Source organism: Paenibacillus oryzisoli (assembly GCF_050467285.1).
Lineage (GTDB): Bacteria > Bacillota > Bacilli > Paenibacillales > NBRC-103111 > Paenibacillus_E > Paenibacillus_E oryzisoli_A.
Map to the genome: position 1 here is coordinate 229,325 of NZ_JBCMUN010000005.1, position 20,244 is coordinate 249,568.

The window sequence follows — 20,244 nt, forward strand, 5'->3', positions numbered from 1 at the left end:
CACGATTTCCAATCGGTTAAGACAACCCCTGCACAAGATTATAAGTATCTTGCGCGATCACCCATTCCTCATTCGTCGGAATGACAAGCACAGCTACCTTGGAATCCGCCGTCGAAATCCGGCGCTCAGCCGAACTGCGCACTGCATTCGCTTCAGCATCAAACGCCACGCCCAAATACGTGAGCTGTTCGCACACTGCTCGCCGCAGCTGCGCCGAGTTCTCGCCGATTCCCGCGGTGAACACGATCGCATCCACGCCGTTCATCGCCGCGGCGTATGCCCCGATGTATTTGCGCAGTCGGTACGCGTACATGTCAAAAGCAAGCGCAGCGTTCTTATCGCCCGCTTCCATCGCCTCGACAATCTCCCGCATATCGCTGGAGATGCCGGAGATCGCCCCGAGCCCGCTGTGCTTGTTGAGCATGGAATTGACCTCACCTAAGGTCAATTCTTCTTTGCCCATCACGTAGGGCACGATGGCGGGATCCAGATCGCCGCTGCGCGTGCCCATCATCAAGCCTTCGAGCGGGGTCATCCCCATGCTCGTATCCACGCTCTGGCCGCCGAGAATGGCGGCACAGGAAGCTCCGTTGCCGATATGGCACGTGATGAGCTTCATCTCCGCCAGCGGGCGTCCAAGCAGCAAGGCTGCACGCTCGCTCACATATTTGTGCGATGTGCCGTGAAACCCGTAGCGGCGCACTTTATGTCTCCGGTAGAGCGCCATCGGCACCGGATACAAATACGCCTGCGCCGTCATCGTCTGATGGAAGGCCGTGTCGAACACGACGGCCTGCGGCACGCCGGGCATCGCCGCTTCCGCCGCCAGAATGCCAAGCATCGCGGCCGGGTTGTGCAGCGGCGCCAAATCGAACAGGCGGCGAATTTCTTTCTTTACTTCGTCGTCCACGAGGACGGAGTGTTTGAACGCTTCGCCGCCGTGCACGACCCGGTGGCCGACCGCATCGATGTCGGACATGGCGGACACGACGCCGTGCTGCGGATGCGTGAGAAGCTCGACTACACGCCGAATCGCGCTCGTATGCTCCAGAATTTCCTTCACTTCATTAAATTCGGAGCCCCCGGCAGGCTCGTGCGTCACGATCGCAGTGTCCATGCCGATACGTTCAACTTTGCCTTTGGCCAGCACCGAGGCGTCTTCCATGCGAAACAACTGATATTTGAGCGAGGAACTGCCGGCATTAATGACGAGTACGTTCATAGCCGATCACCATCCTTATCGTAGCGGAAAAAGCCGATACCGGTTTTCGTGCCCAAATGCCCCGCGCGCACCATCTGCTTAAGCAGGAACGAAGGTCGATATTTAATGTCTCCATACTCGCGGAACATCCCCTCCAATGCGGCGAGCACCGCATCCAACCCGAAGCGATCGCACATTTCGAGCGGACCGTATTTGAACTCGTAGCCGATTTTCATCGCTTGGTCGATATCCTCAGCCGTTGCGATACCCTCGGAAAGCGTATGCATCGCCTCATTGATCAACGTACAGATCAGACGCGTCGTAATGTACCCAGGCGACTCATTGACCGCAATCCCTTTTTTATGCAAATGATCGTCCACAAACTGCTGCGTAAGCCGATACGTTTCGTCGGAAGTTCGCATTGCGCGGACAATTTCGACCAAGCCGACCTTCGCCACCGGATGCAAGAAGTGCAGCCCGATGACCCGTTCCGGATGCGTCGTCACCGCAGCAATTTCCGTTACGCTCAGCGTAGATGTATTCGTCGCCAGCAGCACGTGCGGCGGACAATATTGATTAAGCTGAAAAAACATATGCTTTTTGGCGTTCAAATCCTCCGAGATCGACTCGATCACGAGGTCGCAATCCGCCATTTCGCTTAGATCGGAAGCGCGCTTGATTTTCGACAAAATTGTCTTCTTCTCGCTCTCCGTGAGCGCCCAGCGCTCGATCTGTTTATCCAGAGAGATCGTAATATGCGCGATGGCTTGATCCAGTTTCTCTGGCGACTTCTCGGCGAGAAACACGTCCAGCCCTTGTGCGGCAAGCATTTCCGAAATACCTTGACCCATGGTGCCGCCGCCGACGACACCGATTTTCTTAAATACCATGGCTGCCTACTCCTTCAAACTGCGAGATAAAATAGAAAAAGGACGGTTCCCCCCGCAATAGGGAGCCGTCCTTCTATTATGCACTTTCTGAGACCGAAGCGCCAAACAAAGCGCGAAAAGTTTCGCCGGAAATCACTTCTTCGTTCATCAAAACGTCAAAAGCTTGTTCAAAAACATTTCGCTGGACACTCAGCATCGTTTTTGTCCGTTCCATCAGGCCGTCGAGAATCGCCGTATTCTCCTTCATCAGCTCTTCCTTCGTGACCATGTCACGGTCGATAATGCCGAGCGACGTCAGACCGGAATCCATCATATTACGCACCATCGAAAGTGCCTGTTCAAAATCGTTACGCGAACCCGTCGAACGGCCGCCGTAAATGATCTCTTCCGCCGCCGCGCCGCCGAGCGCGATCATGATCTGCTCTTCAATGTACGATTTCGTGTACAAATATTTATCGCCCGGCGGGTTGTGGCGCACATAACCGAGCGCTTTGCCCCGTGGACTCACCGTCACTTGCGATACGGAGCCGGGACGCACCAGCTCGGCGATTATCGCATGTCCAAGCTCGTGGTAGGCGACACGTTCTTTCTCGCCGGCCGCCGCTTCTTTATCCGTGCGCTCGCCCATCATGACTTTGTCGATCGCGGATGCCAGATGCGTTTGCTCGATCGCGGATTTATCTTCACGCATCGCGTAGATCGCCGCTTCGTTCAGCACGCCTTCAAGCTGCGCGCCGGAGAAGCCGAATGTCTGATCCGCCACTTTCTCAAGCGATACGCCTTCTGCAAGCGGTTTGTTCTTAACATGAATGTCGAGAATGGAAAGACGTCCTTTTTTATCTGGCAAATCCACTTCAATGTGACGGTCAAAACGGCCCGGACGCAGCAAAGCGCTGTCCAGCATCTCTTTCCGGTTCGTTGCGGCAATAATCAGAATGCGCGGCGCATCATTCGTATGAATACCGTCCATCTCTGTCAGAAGTTGGTTCAGCGTCTGATCGTACTCGCGCTGCCCTCCGCCGTCGCGTTTACCGCCGATCACATCAATCTCGTCGATGAAAATAATCGCGCTGTTCTTGCCTTCCTTCGTCGCTTTTGTTCTCGCTTCTTTAAACATATCCCGAACACGGCTGGCGCCGACACCGACATACATCTCAACGAACTCGGAACCGGAAGCGGCCAGGTATACGGAATTCGTATAATGCGCAGCGGCTTTCGCCATCAGCGTTTTCCCCGTTCCCGGAGGGCCAGTCAACAGCAAGCCTTTCAAAGGGCGAATGCCAAGCTTCTTAATTTCTTCATGCTTGATCAAAAAATCGAGCGCTTCGACAAGTTCTTTCTTCGCCCGATCCTGCCCGCCAATTTCTTCAAAGGTCAAGAATGACGGCGTCCGGCTCTTGCTCTTCCGATCTCCGCCTCCTGCGGCGATACCCGCTCCGCCGCGGTTCCTAATGACGTAGAACAGCGTGACGCCAAGTGCACAAACAAACAGAATCGGGACCACATTTACCCCGAGAAAAGCTAGGAAAATAAGCAGCACCGGAACGATTCCGATGCCGATTTCTTTCATCATTTTACTCATTCGGCCACACCCCCATCTGGGTTACTCTAGGCAGCATTATGAATTTGGTCGCTTCACCGTCCGTCAAACGAATATACACATTCTCATCGTCCATCTCGCTGTCAACCTTAAGGTCCGGCATATCAGAAGCATATTTCTGCAGCGTAACCGGAATATCCGCATAATGCTTCGTCTCCATCGCCTGCGCGACTTCAAACAGTGCTTTCGACCACCAAGCATCGAGCGACGCCGAGGAATTGTCTTTCACTTTAATGTTGACAGTGCGTTTTCCAACGATCGAAGCTCCGTCTTTCTTAATTTGCTGCACAATCGTGCGTAAATTCGCATCCGCATTCAGCGTCAGCTCAATGTCAACTTGATTCGTCGACAAATTCATGGTCGAGCTTGCTACGCCAGGCACAGCGTCGATTTTATTGGCTAAAGGATTTTCCATCGCAAAGCTTGTATAGGCAAACCAGCCTCCGAATAAAACACCGGCTGAAATAATGACACTCAAAATAACAGGCAAAAGACGCAGTTTCATCCGTTAGCGCCCACCTTTCTTTTCGTATATTTAGTTATTAGCTCGCGGGTAGTCCGCGTTGTCGGCGTTCATTTGCTATACGAACAGTATATCACTTTGATCTATCAAGAACCTTATGCAATCGGTGGAAACGCGGGAAAAATAAAAAACTCAGCCTGCTATTGCAGACTGAGCCTGAACGTATCCAAGAACGCGCCGTCCTTGAATTTATAATAATCATAGTAATACCGCGTATTGTCATTTTCCTTTTGCCTATAAAACACTTCCCATACGTAATTGTCACCTAACTTGCCGGGTATGATCCGCTCAATGGACGCTTTCGGGGCTTTTTTCAGCACGGCATCCCGGGCCTGCTCTTTCGTGAATCCCTCGCTCGTCATCTCGGTGTGAACGCCGCCTTCGGAAATCCAGACGATCATCGGCTGGTTCAGCTTGTTTTCGCCATATACAATCTGTATGGGCTCATCGCCATAGAAAAAATCCACGTTGGTCGCTTCTGTCATCATGCTGCCTGCAAATGCCTTCTCGACGGCAACCCGCTTTTCGTCCCAATGCTTTCCTTGCAAATTAAGATAAAAGCGGCTGAGCACGATCCCCATCGTCGCGACAATAAATACGCCGAGCACGATCCACCGCCATCGCCATTGCTTCGTCTTTATTCGTTGGCCGCGCATCTTCTAGCCCTTAACCAGCGAGTCGAAGCATGCCGCAAACTCGTTCTTGATTTTCTCTTCGTCCAGCGTCAAGCACTCGCCTTTGCGGACAACCCACTTACCGTCGACACAGACGTCGACCACATCTTTCGCGCAAGCCGAGTACACGATGTGAGAAACGAAATCCGTCTTCGGCAGGAAGTGCGGCTGATCGATGTCGAGCGCAACGAAATCGGCTTTCATACCAACTTCAAGCGTGCCCACGTCCTCCAGCCAGATCGATTCCGCACCCATTTTGGTGCCGATATGCAGTGCCTGCGCCGCGGGAATCGCCAGCGGATCGCCGGAGACGCCTTTATGAATAAGCGCCGTCAAGCGCATTTCTTCGAACATATCGAGGTTGTTGTTCGATGCCGCGCTGTCCGTGCCCAGAGATACCTTAACTCCCGCTTTCAGCAGCTCCGGTACACGCGCCACACCGCTCGCCAATTTCAAATTGCTGCCCGGATTGTGAGAGACGCGGACGTCGTACTTCGCCAGTACCTCGATCTCTTCGTCTGTAAGATGCACGCCGTGAGCGACAAGGGTTGGCCGTGTAAATACGCCGAGCTTCTCCAGATGCGCAACCGGTCGCGCCCCGTATTGCTCCACGTTCGCTTCAACCTCGCGGCGCGTTTCGGACATATGCGTATGGATCGGCAAATTGAGATCATGCGCGGCCTGTACAATCCGCTCTATGTAATCCGGCGGGCATGTATAGGGCGCATGCGGTGACATCATCGTAGTGATGCGGCCGCCAGCGGCGCCGTGCCACGTCCGTGCGAACTCCGTCGCTTCAATCAGTTTTGCCGTCTGCACATCAGGCGGACACAAACCGATAACCCCGCGAGCCAACACGCCGCGCATACCGGAAGCTTCTACGGCCTGTGCCACTTCCTTCATATGATCGTACATATCAACGAACGTCGTTGTTCCGCCTTTGATCATTTCCAGAATCGCTAGTTGGGTCCCCCATTTAACATCGTTAGCTGTAAATTTGGCTTCCATCGGCCACATTTTTTGCTCCAGCCAGATTTGCAGCGCCAGATCGTCCCCATAACCGCGCAGCAAAGACATTGCCGCATGACCATGCGTATTCACGAGACCCGGCATGTACAATTTATTCGTGCCGTCGATCACTTCATCGTATGTTTCCAGCGGCCCCGGGCTTTGCTCCCCGACATATGTAATGCGGCTGTCTTCTATTACCATAAACCCTTTAACAGAGACAGGCTTATCTTCAAGATGGGTAATGAAAATTCCATTTGTAATGATTGTTTTTTTCATACTAAAAATCCCTCTCTATGCTCATTCTAAATACAAGGTTCACCCATCAACTTTACCTCGTGGAGCATGTAAAATCAAGGAAAGTCCATCTATTAAGAAATTGTAAAATGTCACGTAATTTTCGTTGCTTTGGTGCCGACAATTATGATATTTTTAATTTTGTGAGTTTTTTCTACAATTTGGTCCTTTGCACAACAAATTCGTTTAAAAACTTGTACATATCGAGTCAAATGTCACATAAATTCAGGTGAATTTGCCTCATATAGGAATATTTAGGAGGGTCTTCATGACAACGTTATTTACGAAAAAGAACGAAGTCGATTTCTTGCAGTTGCTCATTCGCGCCGCGGAGAACGCTTTGCAAACGGCTCAAATGTTTCGCACCGCGATGATGGGCGACAAACCGCCTGTCGAATACGTGAACGCCATTCACGACCTTGAACATGCGGGCGACTCCATTACCCACGAAATTTTCAAAGGCCTCAACAAAGTGTTCATCACCCCGATCGACCGCGAGGATATCATTGAGCTTGCCTCCAAAGTTGACGACGTAACGGACGGCATTGAAGCTACCATCGCCCGTTTTGACTATTTAGCTGTCTCCCACACCGACAATTATATGAAGGATTTTTCCGCGGTCATCGTGGATTCCTGCCAACATATGCTTGATGCATTCAAGCTGCTGGCCAAGAAAAAATATATGCAAATCCCCGAGCACACCGTTGCGATCAACTCGCTCGAAAACGACGGCGACCGCCTGATGCGCGAAGGGATTCGTCAAATTTTCATCACGCGGAAAGATCCGTACGAAGATTTCAAACTCAAAGAAATTTACGAGCGTCTCGAAGAAACGACTGATGCTTGCGAAGACGTCGCCAATATTTTGGATAGTGTAGTGCTTCGTTACTCTTAGGAAGACTCTCTGGAATAACGAAGAAAGTTTTCTTTCGGGGAAACGTTTAGGAGGAAATCATGATAACCTATTTGATCATCATCGTCGTGCTCGCTTTGCTGTTTGATTTTATCAACGGCTTTCACGATACAGCCAACGCGATCGCAACGTCGATTTCTACGCGAGCCCTTAGTCCGCGCGTCGCCATTATCATGGCAGCTTCCCTGAACTTTATCGGCGCCGTCGTTTCATCTAAAGTTGCCAAAACGGTAGGCGGCAGTATCGCAGACCCGTCTAAAATCGAGAACGGCGTGGAAATCGTCATCGCCGCATTGCTTGCCGCGATCATTTGGAATCTGCTGACCTGGTATTTATCGATTCCGTCATCCTCCTCGCATACGCTGCTCGGCGCCTTGGCCGGCGCGGTGATTGCAGGAGCAGGATTTCATTCCGTCAATTGGAGCGGTTTCACGCAAATCATTATTATTTTGATTCTGTCTCCCATCATTGCTTTTGCATTAGGCTTTATTATTATGGCGCTCATCAAATACATTATCATCCTGTCGGGCAATACGTCGCGTTCCAAGCTCAATCGGATATTTCGCGGTCTGCAAGTCGTCTCGGCCGGCCTGCTGTCGTATTCCCACGGGGGGAACGATGCGCAGAAAGCGATGGGGATTATCGTCTTTGGTCTCGTCGCCGCAGACATGCAGGACAGTCTGGACGTACCGCTGTGGGTCAAGCTCGCCGCCGCACTTGCCATGGGCCTTGGCACATCCATTGGCGGTTGGCGGATCATTAAAACCATATCCGGCAAAATTGTAAAGATTGAGCCGATTAACGGTTTTGCCTCGGATCTCACATCATCGCTGGTGATTCAGTTCTCCACGCATATCGGCAAACCGCTGTCCACGACGCACGTAATTTCTTCCGCTATCATCGGGACAGGCAGTGTCTTGCGGTTCCATGATGTGCAGTGGGGGACTGTAGGGCGGATGCTCATCACTTGGGTGATTACCATTCCGATTTCCATTGTGCTTTCCTATTTGATCTATTCGGTGTTGTTTAATCTGTTCTAGGCTGCCAGCCAAAGAAAAGCCGCCCTTCCGGCGCAAACCGGGGGGCGGCTCTTTTTAATCCAAATAATACGCCAAGCTTTGTAACTCCGTTGTAAAATCCGCATAATGCACACGTACCTCGCCAGGCACTTTAATGATCACCGGCGCAAAGTTCAGTATTGCCTCAATCCCGCAAGCCACGAACTGATTGGCAACATTTTGCGCTTCCTCTGCCGGTACGGTAATGATGCCGATGCGGACGCCGTGCCGGGAAATGACCTCCTGCATGTCGCCCATTCCTTGAACGACGAGGTTGTTAATCACCTCGCCGGCTTTCCCCGGCATCGCATCGAATACCGCGACAATCTTCATATCATTGCGCAAATACGTATTATAATTGCACAGCGCCCGGCCCAAATTGCCGGCGCCGACCAAAGCAACCGGAATATGCCGGTCCAGCTTCAGGATCTGCCTGATTTTCTCGATCAAATAGCTGATATCGTAGCCGATGCCTTTTTTGCCGAACTCGCCGAAATAAGCGAGATCCTTACGGATTTGCGCAGGATTGAGGTCCAGCTTCTGGCCCAAATCCTGTGACGACACCGTCGAAATATTTTTCATCGCAAGCTCGTTAAGATATCTCAAATAAATCGGCAGCCGCCGTACGACGGCTTCGGAAATCTTTTGCGTTTTCATCCTCTCGCCCCTCCCATCCACTCTTCAATCCTTGGCAGCATTTGCTCCCTCGTCATGTGCTCAATCTTGGGGCCGGGCAGGGAGTAGAGAAAGTGTTTGCCGTAATACGTATCGATGACGCGCGTATCGTAAATAATAACGATTCCTTTATCCGATGCTCTGCGAACAAGACGTCCGAAGCCCTGCTTGAAACGGATGACCGCCTGCGGCACGGAAAATTTCATGAACGGATTTTCGCCCTTCCTCTTCAAATGCTCCGACTTCGCTTCCACAAGCGGATGATTGGGTGGCTGGAACGGCAGCCGGATGATGGCCAGGCAGCTTAGCGCATCGCCAGGAATGTCCACGCCTTCCCAGAACGAGCTCGTGCCGAGCAGCACACTCTTGTTGTTGTCCTGGAACATGCGCGTCAGCTTGCTGCGATTGTTGCTGTCAACGCCCTGTCCCAAGACGGTAATGCCGTTCGGAGCCAGCTCCTCCTTCATGCCCGCATGCACAAGTTTCAGCATCCGGTTCGACGTGCACAGGACGAGCATGCGTCCGCCTGTGATGCGAGCCACTTGACTGAGCGACTCAATCAGCGCCCCGATAAAGACGGGATCTCCCGCGCCTTTAATCGTCGGAAAATCACGTGGAATGACGACGAGCGCCTGCTCGCGGTAATTGAACGGGGACGGCAGCTGCACGGTTTTGAGCTTACCTTCCTCTTCGCCCTCCGGCATCGTGAGCCCGAATTGTTCGGCAGAATACTGGAACGATTTATTGACCGAAAGTGTCGCCGACGTCATCACGATGCTATCCTTGAGCTCGAAGAAATGCTGCTGCAGTTGGCTGCTGACATCGATCGGCACCGAGAGCAATTGCAGCGATTTCGCCTTGGCAAATGTGCTCGCTTCCATCCAATACACATACCCGCTGTCGGCCATGTGCATGAAGAAATGCAGCGCATCCCGATGCTCGTACAGCTCCTTCACCGAACCGTTCAGGTCGGTCACAAGCCCTTGAACACCCAAATCCTCCTGCTTCTCTTTCACTTCCGCCAGCATCTTGTCGAGCGATCTAAGCAGGTCGTTCATCGTCAAGTAAATGTTGTCTTCCATGATCATCAGCTCGCGCCAGCCTTCAGGAAGCGTTTCCGGTTTCAGCCTCACTACATACGTTGAGGCTTCCAGCTGAGAGGGATCGCTGCTTGCCGAGGCAATCTCCACGAGCGCTTCGCTCAACCGCTCCCAGTCGTCCTTGACCGTGAGGATTTTGGGCAGCAGCGCATCGATCGTCTGAACCCACAGTTTTACCCGTTCGGCATGCTCGTCGGATTTTTGCAGTCGGAACTTCAGCAGGGGCAGTTGACCGCTGCGGCTGTCTTTATACAACCAGACGAGGGAATGATAAAAAGCGGAGGAATTCAGCTCAATCCCGAGATGCTTGGAAGCCACTTCTTCAAAATGATGCGCCTCATCGATCACAAGGTGCTTGTAAGACGGCAGAAGGCGGTTCTCAGCCTTCATATCCGTAAACAGAAGGGAATGGTTCGTAATGACCACATCGGCGCTGTTCGCGTCATTGCGGGCCCTATGATAAAAGCATTTCTTGTACCACGGACATTTGCGATTCAAGCAAGAATCCGAGTCACTTGCCACGCTGTACCAGAACTGCGCCCCTTTATTGCCAAAGTTCAGCTCTTCCTCATCGCCGTGCTCCGTCTCGCTGAGCCACACCACCATTTGTGCCGCGGTGATCGGATCTTCCTTCCCGTTCTCATAATCCCGCGTCGTCAGCTTGGTCTCAAACTTGCGGAGACATAAATATCGGCTGCGCCCCTTCAGCACTGAAGCCCGGAAGGCGAACGGGAAAATACTCTTAAGCAGCGGAATATCGCGTTCCCTGAGCTGCTCCTGCAAATTGATCGTATGCGTCGAGATGACCACTTTCTTTTCATATTTCACGCCGTAATAGAGCGCCGGAATCAAATAGCCGAGCGATTTGCCCGTTCCGGTTCCCGCTTCAATCATGAGATGCTGCTCGTTCTCGAGCGCCTTCTCGACTTCCTGAATCATGAGATCCTGGGATACCCGATCCTCGAAGATTTCAAACTGATCGCGCAGCGCCGTCTTAAGGCCTTCCCGAAATTCCTTGAACGAAGCCCCCAACCCTTCGGTGACCTCATCCTCAGTGCGGATTTCTTCCTCCTCGCCCCAGTCGCCCACATTCAACGTAAACTGGCGGAAATAGCGATGACTTTCGGTATCCAAACTCGTAATCGATTCTTTGTAACGGCAAATTTCATCCAGAAACCAGCCGAGATCCGTACCAACATCTTCGAAAATATGCGCGATCCGCTGCACGGTCAGAAGCGGCAGGCTGAGCATGCGCTGAAGGCAAATGATCCAAAGCTCCGCCGTCGCCTCGGCGTCGCTGTCCGCCTGATGCGGCCGTTCATGGTCGATGCCGAAGAGGCTCGCCACCATTCCCAGCTGCAGGCTGGTAATGGAGGGAAAGAGAATGCGCAGCATATCGATCGTATCCAGCACGCGGCCGCTGAAAGCCGGGTACCCGGTTTTCGCGAGCGCTCGCTGCAAGAAAGAAAAATCAAAAGCGGCATGGTGCGCCACCAGCACACAATCGAACAGCAGCGGAAACAGATCCGCCATCACTTGCTCCAGCTTCGGCGCATCCGCCACCATCTCGTCCGTAATGCCGGTAAGCGTAGTAATGGAAGAAGGTATACTGGTCCCTGGGTTAACCAGAGAAGTATACCTCTGCGTAATTTCAAATTCATCTATAATAACAAGCCCGACTTGAATGATCTCATCCGAGGACTGGCTTCCGGTCGTTTCAAAATCCAAGACTGCAAATTTCATAGCGTGTATCTTCAATCCCTTCGTCCTGCTACTCTCCTTAGCATACCAAATCTCGCAAGGAAAAGGGAATACCCCGCTTACGTTTTACGCTTGCGACTCATCCAGATTGATGAGCGGCTCCACCAGGGAGGGATCTGTGTGATAAGCTTTTTGAAAATATTCGAACGCTTTCTCCAAATTATGATTTTGCACCTGTATGCAGCCCATTGCGCCATAGGAAATAGCTTTCATTTTGGCGTTTTCGGTAAGCGGGAGCAAGAATTTGAAATGCTGGTACGCATCGCCAAACTCTCCCTTCCGCAAATGGCCCATGGCCAAATAAATGCGGGCGAGTAAAAAATCCGGCTGACGGCGAATCAGCACCTCAAACTCTTCAATAGCCTGATCGTACATGGACAGCTTGTAGTAGCCTTGCCCGCGCAGGAACTCCTCCGTTTGCTTGCCGGCGAGATCCAGATCCATCAGCTCGTCATGTAAAGTTTGGGTGCTGTTTGGCACCGCGCCATAGAACTTTCCCAGCTTCTCCTCAAAAAGCAGCCAGGACTCGATAAATTCATCGCTCATCGTTTTGAGCACTTGCAGCTGTTCGTCGAGCTCCGCCTTTTTCTCCACATCGCTGTTCGGGTATTCCCGCTGGATTTCCTCCAGCACCTCATTCATTGTGGAAAATAAATGCTTAAACATTTTGGCATCCCCACCTTTGCTTCAAAAGCTTACCCTCATTCTGTGTAAACAGGGGGGATTTCATGCATGGTGTGCCGTTTTAGACAACGGTAGAATGCTCCTCTTCTTTTAGCAGCTGTACGACTTTATTGTTCTCGCCCATGATGGCCACGGTCGGCTTGTGTGTCTTCGCCTCTTCATTCGTCAGCATCACGTACGAGACGATTATAACGGTGTCTCCGGTCTGCACCAGGCGCGCCGCCGCGCCATTCAAGCAGATGACGCCGGAGCCGCGAGGGCCGGGAATAATGTACGTTTCAAGCCGAGCACCATTGTTGTTGTTGACGATCTGCACCTTTTCATTCGGCAGCATGTCAACCAGATCAAGCAAATCCTCGTCAATCGTAATGGACCCGATATAGTTCAAATTCGCTTCCGTCACGGTCGCGCGGTGGAGCTTGGCTTTCATCATCGTACGAAACATGTTAGGTCACTTCCTGACTTGTGTAATAAGGTTATCGATTAAGCGCGTTTTTCCGAACTTGACAGCCACGGCAATAACAATCGTATCGGATGATGGGCTGGTTTCAAAAGGCTGCAAGGACGGATACGTAAGCGCCTCGACGTAATCGATATCCGCGAGCGGCGCGGTACGGATATGGCTGGCGACAAGGTCGACAAGCTCCTTTGAGGAGATGGCCGCTTTCTTCGGGATATAAGCTTCTGCTTTGTTAAGCGCTTGGGAGAGCACCAGCGCTTGTTCGCGCTCATCCTGGGATAAATACACGTTCCGCGAGCTCATCGCAAGCCCGTCTTCCTCCCGCAGCGTCGGACAGCGCACGATCTCGACATCCAGGTTCAAATCCTGCACCATTTGCTCGATCACCGCAACCTGCTGCGCATCCTTCATGCCGAAGAATGCCTGATCCGGCTGCACGATATGCAAAAGCTTGGAGACGACCGTCGCCACGCCGTCAAAATGCCCCGGTCTGGACGCCCCGCAGAGCCGCTCCGTCACACCGCTTACGCTTACCGTCGTGCGTATAGGCTGCGGGTACATCTCCTCCACCGACGGCATAAAAACAAGATCCGCTCCCGCCGCTTCCGCAACCGCCAGATCACGCTCCGGATTGCGCGGATAGCGCTCGAAATCTTCGTTAGGCCCGAATTGCAGCGGATTGACAAAAATGCTGAGCACCACGAGTCCGCTCTGGGCGCGAGCTTTTTTAAGCAGACTGGCGTGTCCTTCATGCAAATATCCCATCGTTGGCACGAAGCCGACCGTTTGCTCGCTGCTGCGGCGGAACGCCTTGATTCGCGCGCGCAGCTCGGCAATCGTATGCACGACTGTCACTGTTTGAACAGCTGCCATTGCTATCACTCCTTGTCTCCGTATAAGTATTGCACAACGTCATTGTCCATATGGAACGTATTCTCCTGCGCCGGGAACGTGCGCGCTTTCACTTCTTTCACATATTCCCCAATCCCGTTACGGATAGTTTCCCCGATATTGGCGTACGTCTTGACAAACTTTCTGGGAGCACTGTCAGAACCATACTGGAGCAAATCGTGGAAAACAAGCACTTGGCCGTCGCAATTCACGCCAGCTCCGATGCCGATGGTAGGGATGGATAGCTGCTTCGTAATCCACGCCGCCAGTTCATCGGTCATCAGCTCCAACACGACCATGAACGCGCCCGCTTCCTCAATCGCTTTTGCGTCGGCCAAGAGCTTATTCGCCTGCTCCGAATTGCGGCCTTGCACACGGAAACCGCCGATTTGATGTACAGACTGCGGAGTAAGCCCCAAATGCCCGACGACAGGCACGCCCGCCTGCGTGATGGCTTTTACCGTGTGCGCGATCTCCGCGCCGCCTTCCAGCTTTACAGCTTTGGCACCGCCTTCGCGCATCAAACGTCCGACAGCTTCCATTGTCGCATCTATACTGCCGTGGTAGGTCAGAAAAGGCAAATCAGCGACGACGAACGTATTCGCCGCCCCTCTTACCGCCGCGCGCGTGTGGTACACCATATCGTCGATGGTCACCGGCAGCGTCGAGTCGTAGCCCAATACGACATTGCCCAACGAGTCCCCGACAAGAATAACGTCCACGCCCGCTTCTTCAGCGAGCTTTGCAGACGGGTAATCATACGCCGTCACCATCGTGATCGGTACGCCGTCCTCTTTCATTTTTCTCATTTTCGCGGTAGTTAGCGGCTTCTTCCGTTGCTCCATGGTACACCAGCTTCCCTATAAAATAAAAAAACCTTTTAGCTGTGAGCTAAAAGGAACGCATGCAGAAAGAATCCAATGATCCTTCTGTCTCGGTCCTTACAGGCTCAGAGCAGAATCCAACATTACGATGAGCACATCAACATTCAGATGTCCTGACTTGCAGCTAAGTGCAGTTCCTTCTCAGGATACCGCCTTATCTCGCTATTATACCAAAGATTTCGGCAAGCGAACACCCTAATCTATCCAAGTTCTTCGATTCGGGTACCGAATTATAATCTTTGTCGGGATGGAGAAGGGTGAAGGCAACATTGCCTGATCTATCGCAGCTCAATGTCCCCTGAGAATACTTTAACCCGCTCGCCCGCCGGGATAAGCACCGTTAACGCGCCGGAATCGTCCAGGCTTTCCGCGATGCCCTCAATCGGCCCCTGCGGCGTCATCGTCCGAATCGGACGGTGCAGCGTCACGCTTTGCGCTTCCCAGAGCAGACGGATCGGTGCGAAGCCCTTCTCCAGATAGAGTGCATACAACTCCTCAAACTCGAACAAAAACGTCTGCACGAGCTTCTCCCGGGAAATGAGGCTGCCTGAGGCAATCGCTAGTGAAGTCGCAATCGGCCGCAAAGCTTCGGGGTAATCTTCAACAAGTAAATTAGCGGAGATCCCGATTCCCGTAATGACATACTTCAACCGCTCGTCTTCTCCGCTGCTCTCCAGCAAAATACCGCTGATTTTCTTGCCGTCGATTAACAGATCGTTCGGCCATTTGATGCCGACATCCACCGCGCACGTTTGCTGAATTGCCCGGCACAGGGCAACGGCGCACAGCAGCGTCAATTGGGGCATGAAATAGACCGGAATGCGCGGCTTCAGCACAAGGCTCATCCAGATGCCTTTGCCTGCCGGCGAATGCCAGGCTCGTCCCATGCGGCCGCGGCCGGCAGTTTGCATTTCGGCCAGCACCAGCGTACCTTCCTCCGCCCCGGAAGCGACCAGTTTATGGGCAATCGTCTGCGTCGAATCCACCTCGTCAAAAAGATGAACCTTACGGCCGAGCACCTTCGTTTTAAGTCCCGCCAGCAGCTCCGTCAGCTGCCATTTGGCCGGCTTGCTCAGCAGCCGGTACCCCTTGCGCGGCGATGCCTCGAACGTATAGCCGCTGCTGCGCAGCTCTTCAATATGCTTCCAAATCGCCGTACGGCTCACGCCCAATCTGCGGCTGATTTCAGCTCCGGAAACGTAAGCGTCGGGCGCTTCATCAAATAAAGCTAATATCTGATCGTTCAACTTATTCCCCCCTTTAGTACTGTCACAGCATCATACAGGATTATCACAGCTCGCCAAAGCAGTACCATCACTCGTTGTATGATAAACCTTACGGATTTTCTGTTCGACAAATGAGTAAACAGATATTTCGCACACAATCTACCACCTATAGCGGACACACGACGAGCCGAGCTCGACGCCGATCGTCCACCGCTCGACCGTCACAGTGGTAGCCGCGTTCGCCTCAGCAAACGAACTGGAATTTCTCCTGTTCATTTTCGCATTTTCGTCCAAATTGGGGAACTGAACTGGAATTCTTCCCGTTCGTTTGCCCGTTTGGCGGCCATTCTCCAAAAATGACTGAAATGAGCTGGAGATTTTCCAGTTCAGCTGGCACCGGAGCCGTTTCCAGGCAAAATGAGCTGGAGGTTTTCCAGTTCATGGACAGCTGCCGCCAAAACTGGCAACAGGGATGGACGCCCGCGCCGAGTCCGCGGCTGAGCACAAATAAAAGCGCGTCCCCCAGGATACAGCGGACTGACAAAAAAAGCCGCAAGCCGCCGCTACTTCGCAGCAGCGGCAGCTTTCGCGGCTTCAATCAACGCCTCGCGCGCATTCGCGAGCTCCCCGAGCGCGGTGCGCTCGAGCAAATCCTGCAGCAGCTCGCCCATCCAAGGGCCCGGCTGCTTCGAAAGTGCCGCCGCCACATCCTGGCCGGTGATGGCGAGCTGCTTAAGGCTGAAGCAAGGAACCTGCTTCAGCCATTCCTCTCCGCGCCGCGCCAGCTCCGGCGCGGCGGACACGAGCCAGCGCGCGAGCTCGCCGTGCTGGTCCGATACAGGCGGCAGCACGCGCAGCAGCCGCAGCAATGCGCGGGCGGCGGCTTCGCCGTGCCGCACCGCGCCAAGCTTCCAGACCCGCTCCAGCGGAGCCGGGTCTGCGGAGCCCGCTTGCGCGGCGGCCAACGCCTCGCGCAGAGCCAGCACGCCCGCGACGGCTAGGCCGTCGGCGCGGGAGAACGTGAGCTCCTGGAGCGCCTTGCGGACGGTGTCCGCCGGCGTCTCCAGGAGCAGCAGCAGCATGGCCCACCGGTCATGCTGCCCTTCCAGCGCGCTGACGGCGTCCAGCGCGGCGTCCCAGGCGAGCCAGCGCTCAAAAGGCAGCGGGAGCTGCCTTTTGAAGTGCGCCGTTAGGCCGCTCGCCAAGAGCAGCCGCACGGCCCGTGCAGGCGCCGGGCCTTCGACCATGCGCTGAAGCTCGCTGCGCACGCGCTCCATCGCGATGTGGCGCAGCAGCGGGGCGTTCGCCAGCAGCGCCTGCCACGTCGCCTCTTCCACGTCAAGACCGTACGTGGAGGCAAAACGAACGCAGCGCAGCATGCGCAGCGCATCCTCGCTGAACCGCTCCTCGGCGGCGCCGACGCAGCGCAGCACGCCTGCCGCGAGATCCGCTTGCCCTGCGAAGGGATCCATGACCGCGCCGTCCACGTCCATCGCCATCGCGTTCATCGTAAAATCGCGGCGTTTGAGATCCTCCGTCAAATCGGAGATGTACGCGACCGACGTCGGTCGCCGGAAGCCTTCGTACGCGGCTTCCTTGCGGAACGTCGTGATTTCGTACGTCCCTTCCTTCAGCACGACCGTCACGGTCCCGTGCTGCAGCCCCGTCGGTACCGTACGGGAGAAACAGCGCATCACCTGCTCCGGTAGCGCGGATGTCGCGATGTCAATGTCCTTGATCGATTTCCCCAGCAAAGCGTCGCGTACACAGCCGCCGACCAGATACGCCTCGTATCCGGCCTCCGACAGCCTGCGAAGAATGTGCGCAGCACCGGGATCATTTATTTTTCCACCACTTGCTTCCATATCTCTCCTAACCGGCCGAACCATTGGCCGACTTTCCGAAATAAAGCATCGCTAGGTTTCATACAAATCCCTGTGGATCCTTTACCTGAAAAAGTGGGCGATAATTTCGGAAAGCACCTTTATTGACAAGTCGAAGCCGAAATCCGGTGCGATTCAGGAAGCGTTCTGCCCAAGACGCGATAATAAATTTCTTCATAATGCTGAGTCGTAATATCGTTGCAGAACGTGAAACGCGCACGGTTCAAGCAATTTTGCGCTACACGCTCATACAGCGATTGATTGCGAAGCAATTGAATCGCATATTCCGCCATCGTATCTGTATCGCCAACCTCCGCCAAATACCCCGTCTCTCCGTGCGTAATCAGCTCCGGAATCCCGCCGGCATTCGAACCGATCGTCGGCACGCCGCACGCCATCGCTTCAAGCGCCACGAGCCCGAAGCTCTCTTTCTCGGACGGCAGCAGCATGACATCCGCCAGTGAAATGACCTGCGCCACATCGTCCTGCTTTCCGCAGAAGAGCACCTTGTCGCTAAGCCCCATCTCTTTGACCTTCGCGATCATTTTGGACAGATCCGGTCCCTCCCCGACAAACAGCAGACGGGACGGAATTTCCTTGACGACCTTGGCGAAAATATCCACGACATCCTGCACCCGCTTTACTGGGCGGAAGTTCGAAATATGAATGAGAATTTTCTCATCCGGTCTGGCGAACTCGCCTCTCAGCTTGGAAATGTCCCGCGGGTAATACACCCGTTTATCGACAAAGTTGTACGCCAAATCAATGTCGCGGTCGATCGCGAGCAGTTCCCTCGTCTCTTTAATGAGATCCTTGGATACCGCCGTCACCGCATCGCTTTCATTGATCGCATAACGAATCAAATCGGAGATCGATTGATCCTGACCAAGTACGGTAATATCCGTACCGTGGAGCGTCGTCACGACCTTCAGCTTGCTGCCAACCATCTGCTTCGCCAGAAGCGCACACACCGCATGCGGTATCGCATAATGCACGTGCAGCAGATCGAGTTCCTCCATTTTTGCCACTTGCGCCAGCTTGCTTGCGAGCGACAAATCGTACGGCGGATAACGGAACACATAATACTGACTGACTTCGACTTCATGATAAAAAATATTTTTATGAAATTTGCCCAAACGAAACGGCATACTATGCGTAATAAAATGCACTTCATGGCCTTTCTCGGCCAGCAGCTTTCCTAACTCCGTCGCGACAACTCCTGATCCTCCGAGCGTCGGGTAGCAGGTAATGCCAATTTTTAATTTATCGGTCATCTGTCGCACCTCGTTTATTCACTCAAAATTGTTCAATCACCACGGGCAGCTTGGAAACGAAGCCTTCCGCATAGGTCAACATGCGCTTCTGTCCCATCAGCCGGTCCCTTGCCTCTACACGCTCCACATAGCCTTGATTCAGCGGTGTCGCGACTGTATTTGCCGTGGTCATAAATTGCGATTGATACGCATGCAGCGCAGCCAATTTCGCCTCATAGACATCCGCTACATCGATCATCACATCAGCATCATAAACATCATTGATAAAATAAAAATATAACTGCTGAACGCCCACAGGCTCCGATTCCGGTAAATATTTGCGCAGCTTTGCATTAAATACCGCTTCTTGCACCAAGTGCGAGCAGGCGATATGGTCCGGATGGCGGTCCTGCCAGTACGGAGCGAACACAAGACGAGGGCGGAACTTGCGAATTTCCTGCGTAATACGCTCGATTGCCTCAGGCGTCACAAACAACCCGCGATCCGGCAGGCCGAGATTCGTACGTGCCGTAACACCCAGAATGTCGGCCGCTTTCGCCGCCTCCTCCTGTCTTAATTCCACCGTCCCGTTCGACGACATCTCGGCATACGTCAAATCGCACAGCGCAACCTTAACGCCTCTCTGCGTATGCTTCTTAATCGTCGCACCCATCCCAATTTCCGCATCGTCTGCATGCGCGCCAAAGATCAGAATATCTACGTGATCACTCATCTTATTCATCGATCCCCGGTTTATACTTATGTACGAGTTCTCTCCAGGCAAAATCGCCGCGATCCAAAGCTTTCACGAGAATTTCCGCCGTCGCGATATTCGTTGCACAAGGAATGCCCTGCACGTCGCATAAGCGAAGCAGCGCAATAATGTCCGGCTCGTGCGGCTGCGCCATAAGCGGATCGCGGAGGAAGATAATCAAGTCCATCTCGTTTTGAGCTACGAGCGCCCCGATCTGCTGGTCGCCGCCCAGAGGCCCCGACATGAAGCGGTGCACGTCCAGATCCGTATTATCCATAATGCGCTGTCCCGTCGTACCTGTTCCATACAATTTATGCCCAGCAAATACGTGCTCATACGCTGTAATGAAATTCACCATTTCATCTTTCTTACGATCATGGGCAATTAAGGCGATCTTTAACATCGAAGCTCCACTCCCTTAGCGGTGGTTCAAAAAGTCGTCTTTTGATCACGAAGCAAACCAGGAAGCCAATTCGACATCGAATCTTGCGTTCACCTTCGAAGTGCGG

At 53.3% G+C, this 20,244-nt stretch carries 19 protein-coding genes; 2 read left to right on the forward strand and 17 right to left on the reverse strand.

Annotated elements, in window-relative coordinates:
- Positions 1 to 16: 16 nt before the first annotated feature.
- The 6 genes from ABE504_RS06745 to ABE504_RS06770 form a co-directional block, all read right to left on the reverse strand.
- Positions 17 to 1,222, reverse strand: coding sequence for an acetate/propionate family kinase (locus ABE504_RS06745; protein ID WP_430086220.1), 1,206 nt, complete (start codon positions 1,220 to 1,222; stop codon positions 17 to 19).
- On the reverse strand, positions 1,219 to 2,091 hold the full coding sequence (locus ABE504_RS06750; protein ID WP_430086223.1) for a 3-hydroxyacyl-CoA dehydrogenase family protein: 873 nt from the start codon (positions 2,089 to 2,091) through the stop codon (positions 1,219 to 1,221). The genes ABE504_RS06745 and ABE504_RS06750 overlap by 4 nt, the downstream gene beginning before the upstream one ends.
- Before the next feature lie 76 nt (positions 2,092 to 2,167).
- Positions 2,168 to 3,673 (reverse strand): AAA family ATPase, encoded by a 1,506-nt coding sequence (locus tag ABE504_RS06755; protein WP_430086226.1) that lies wholly within the window; start codon positions 3,671 to 3,673, stop codon positions 2,168 to 2,170.
- Positions 3,666 to 4,196 carry a hypothetical protein gene (locus tag ABE504_RS06760; RefSeq protein ID WP_430086229.1) on the reverse strand — a complete coding sequence of 177 codons (531 nt, stop codon included), beginning with the start codon at positions 4,194 to 4,196 and terminating at the stop codon, positions 3,666 to 3,668. Before ABE504_RS06760 ends, ABE504_RS06755 begins: the two co-directional genes overlap by 8 nt.
- A gap of 158 nt (positions 4,197 to 4,354) precedes the next feature.
- Positions 4,355 to 4,870, reverse strand: coding sequence for a DUF5590 domain-containing protein (locus ABE504_RS06765; protein ID WP_430086231.1), 516 nt, complete (start codon positions 4,868 to 4,870; stop codon positions 4,355 to 4,357).
- Between the two features lie 3 nt (positions 4,871 to 4,873).
- Positions 4,874 to 6,175: an amidohydrolase gene (locus ABE504_RS06770; RefSeq protein ID WP_430086233.1), complete on the reverse strand. Its 1,302-nt coding sequence runs from the start codon at positions 6,173 to 6,175 to the stop codon at positions 4,874 to 4,876.
- Positions 6,176 to 6,461: 286 nt separating this feature from the next.
- Between ABE504_RS06770 and ABE504_RS06775 the strand changes: the two genes are divergently transcribed.
- Both ABE504_RS06775 and ABE504_RS06780 read left to right on the forward strand, forming a co-directional pair.
- Complete coding sequence (locus ABE504_RS06775) at positions 6,462 to 7,088, forward strand: DUF47 domain-containing protein (RefSeq protein ID WP_126140500.1); 627 nt, start codon at positions 6,462 to 6,464, stop codon at positions 7,086 to 7,088.
- 59 nt (positions 7,089 to 7,147) lie between these two features.
- A complete protein-coding gene (locus tag ABE504_RS06780) occupies positions 7,148 to 8,146 on the forward strand; it encodes an inorganic phosphate transporter (protein ID WP_430086236.1) in 999 nt (332 codons plus the stop codon).
- 54 nt (positions 8,147 to 8,200) lie between these two features.
- Here the strand turns inward: ABE504_RS06780 and ABE504_RS06785 are convergent, their stop codons facing one another.
- From ABE504_RS06785 to ABE504_RS06835, 11 genes are all read right to left on the reverse strand, one after another.
- Positions 8,201 to 8,821, reverse strand: coding sequence for a redox-sensing transcriptional repressor Rex (locus ABE504_RS06785; protein ID WP_430086239.1), 621 nt, complete (start codon positions 8,819 to 8,821; stop codon positions 8,201 to 8,203).
- Entirely contained in the window at positions 8,818 to 11,682 is a 2,865-nt protein-coding gene (gene dinG, locus ABE504_RS06790; protein ID WP_430086241.1) for an ATP-dependent DNA helicase DinG, read from the reverse strand. Before dinG ends, ABE504_RS06785 begins: the two co-directional genes overlap by 4 nt.
- Positions 11,683 to 11,766: 84 nt before the next feature.
- The gene (locus ABE504_RS06795; protein ID WP_430086244.1) at positions 11,767 to 12,366 is read right to left on the reverse strand and encodes a tetratricopeptide repeat protein; all 600 of its coding nucleotides are present in this window, start codon (positions 12,364 to 12,366) and stop codon (positions 11,767 to 11,769) included.
- Between the two features lie 79 nt (positions 12,367 to 12,445).
- Positions 12,446 to 12,829 (reverse strand): aspartate 1-decarboxylase, encoded by a 384-nt coding sequence (gene panD / locus ABE504_RS06800; protein ID WP_430086246.1) that lies wholly within the window; start codon positions 12,827 to 12,829, stop codon positions 12,446 to 12,448.
- Between the two features lie 6 nt (positions 12,830 to 12,835).
- Entirely contained in the window at positions 12,836 to 13,717 is an 882-nt protein-coding gene (gene panC / locus ABE504_RS06805) for a pantoate--beta-alanine ligase (RefSeq protein WP_430086249.1), read from the reverse strand.
- Positions 13,718 to 13,722: 5 nt separating this feature from the next.
- Entirely contained in the window at positions 13,723 to 14,580 is an 858-nt protein-coding gene (gene panB, locus ABE504_RS06810) for a 3-methyl-2-oxobutanoate hydroxymethyltransferase (protein WP_430086251.1), read from the reverse strand.
- 317 nt (positions 14,581 to 14,897) lie between these two features.
- Entirely contained in the window at positions 14,898 to 15,866 is a 969-nt protein-coding gene (locus ABE504_RS06815; protein WP_430086254.1) for a biotin--[acetyl-CoA-carboxylase] ligase, read from the reverse strand.
- 542 nt (positions 15,867 to 16,408) lie between these two features.
- Positions 16,409 to 17,710 carry a CCA tRNA nucleotidyltransferase gene (locus ABE504_RS06820; RefSeq protein ID WP_430086257.1) on the reverse strand — a complete coding sequence of 434 codons (1,302 nt, stop codon included), beginning with the start codon at positions 17,708 to 17,710 and terminating at the stop codon, positions 16,409 to 16,411.
- 119 nt (positions 17,711 to 17,829) lie between these two features.
- Positions 17,830 to 19,002, reverse strand: coding sequence for an N-acetyl-alpha-D-glucosaminyl L-malate synthase BshA (bshA, locus tag ABE504_RS06825; protein WP_430086260.1), 1,173 nt, complete (start codon positions 19,000 to 19,002; stop codon positions 17,830 to 17,832).
- A 22-nt stretch (positions 19,003 to 19,024) separates the two neighbouring features.
- Positions 19,025 to 19,714: a bacillithiol biosynthesis deacetylase BshB1 gene (gene bshB1, locus ABE504_RS06830; protein WP_430086263.1), complete on the reverse strand. Its 690-nt coding sequence runs from the start codon at positions 19,712 to 19,714 to the stop codon at positions 19,025 to 19,027.
- 1 nt (position 19,715) lies between these two features.
- A complete protein-coding gene (locus tag ABE504_RS06835) occupies positions 19,716 to 20,138 on the reverse strand; it encodes a methylglyoxal synthase (protein ID WP_430086266.1) in 423 nt (140 codons plus the stop codon).
- Positions 20,139 to 20,244 lie beyond the last annotated feature (106 nt).

Excerpts from the sequence above, each read along its gene's own strand:
- ABE504_RS06745 (WP_430086220.1), bottom strand. The coding sequence starts at position 1,222 with ATGAACGTACTCGTCATTAATGCCGGCAGTTCCTCGCTCAAATATCAG.
- ABE504_RS06750 (WP_430086223.1), bottom strand. The coding sequence starts at position 2,091 with ATGGTATTTAAGAAAATCGGTGTCGTCGGCGGCGGCACCATGGGTCAA.
- ABE504_RS06755 (WP_430086226.1), bottom strand. The coding sequence starts at position 3,673 with ATGAGTAAAATGATGAAAGAAATCGGCATCGGAATCGTTCCGGTGCTG.
- ABE504_RS06760 (WP_430086229.1), bottom strand. The coding sequence starts at position 4,196 with ATGAAACTGCGTCTTTTGCCTGTTATTTTGAGTGTCATTATTTCAGCC.
- ABE504_RS06765 (WP_430086231.1), bottom strand. The coding sequence starts at position 4,870 with ATGCGCGGCCAACGAATAAAGACGAAGCAATGGCGATGGCGGTGGATC.
- ABE504_RS06770 (WP_430086233.1), bottom strand. The coding sequence starts at position 6,175 with ATGAAAAAAACAATCATTACAAATGGAATTTTCATTACCCATCTTGAA.
- ABE504_RS06775 (WP_126140500.1), top strand. The coding sequence starts at position 6,462 with ATGACAACGTTATTTACGAAAAAGAACGAAGTCGATTTCTTGCAGTTG.
- ABE504_RS06780 (WP_430086236.1), top strand. The coding sequence starts at position 7,148 with ATGATAACCTATTTGATCATCATCGTCGTGCTCGCTTTGCTGTTTGAT.
- ABE504_RS06785 (WP_430086239.1), bottom strand. The coding sequence starts at position 8,821 with ATGAAAACGCAAAAGATTTCCGAAGCCGTCGTACGGCGGCTGCCGATT.
- dinG (WP_430086241.1), bottom strand. The coding sequence starts at position 11,682 with ATGAAATTTGCAGTCTTGGATTTTGAAACGACCGGAAGCCAGTCCTCG.
- ABE504_RS06795 (WP_430086244.1), bottom strand. The coding sequence starts at position 12,366 with ATGTTTAAGCATTTATTTTCCACAATGAATGAGGTGCTGGAGGAAATC.
- panD (WP_430086246.1), bottom strand. The coding sequence starts at position 12,829 with ATGTTTCGTACGATGATGAAAGCCAAGCTCCACCGCGCGACCGTGACG.
- panC (WP_430086249.1), bottom strand. The coding sequence starts at position 13,717 with ATGGCAGCTGTTCAAACAGTGACAGTCGTGCATACGATTGCCGAGCTG.
- panB (WP_430086251.1), bottom strand. The coding sequence starts at position 14,580 with ATGGAGCAACGGAAGAAGCCGCTAACTACCGCGAAAATGAGAAAAATG.
- ABE504_RS06820 (WP_430086257.1), bottom strand. The coding sequence starts at position 17,710 with ATGGAAGCAAGTGGTGGAAAAATAAATGATCCCGGTGCTGCGCACATT.
- bshA (WP_430086260.1), bottom strand. The coding sequence starts at position 19,002 with ATGACCGATAAATTAAAAATTGGCATTACCTGCTACCCGACGCTCGGA.
- bshB1 (WP_430086263.1), bottom strand. The coding sequence starts at position 19,714 with ATGAGTGATCACGTAGATATTCTGATCTTTGGCGCGCATGCAGACGAT.
- ABE504_RS06835 (WP_430086266.1), bottom strand. The coding sequence starts at position 20,138 with ATGTTAAAGATCGCCTTAATTGCCCATGATCGTAAGAAAGATGAAATG.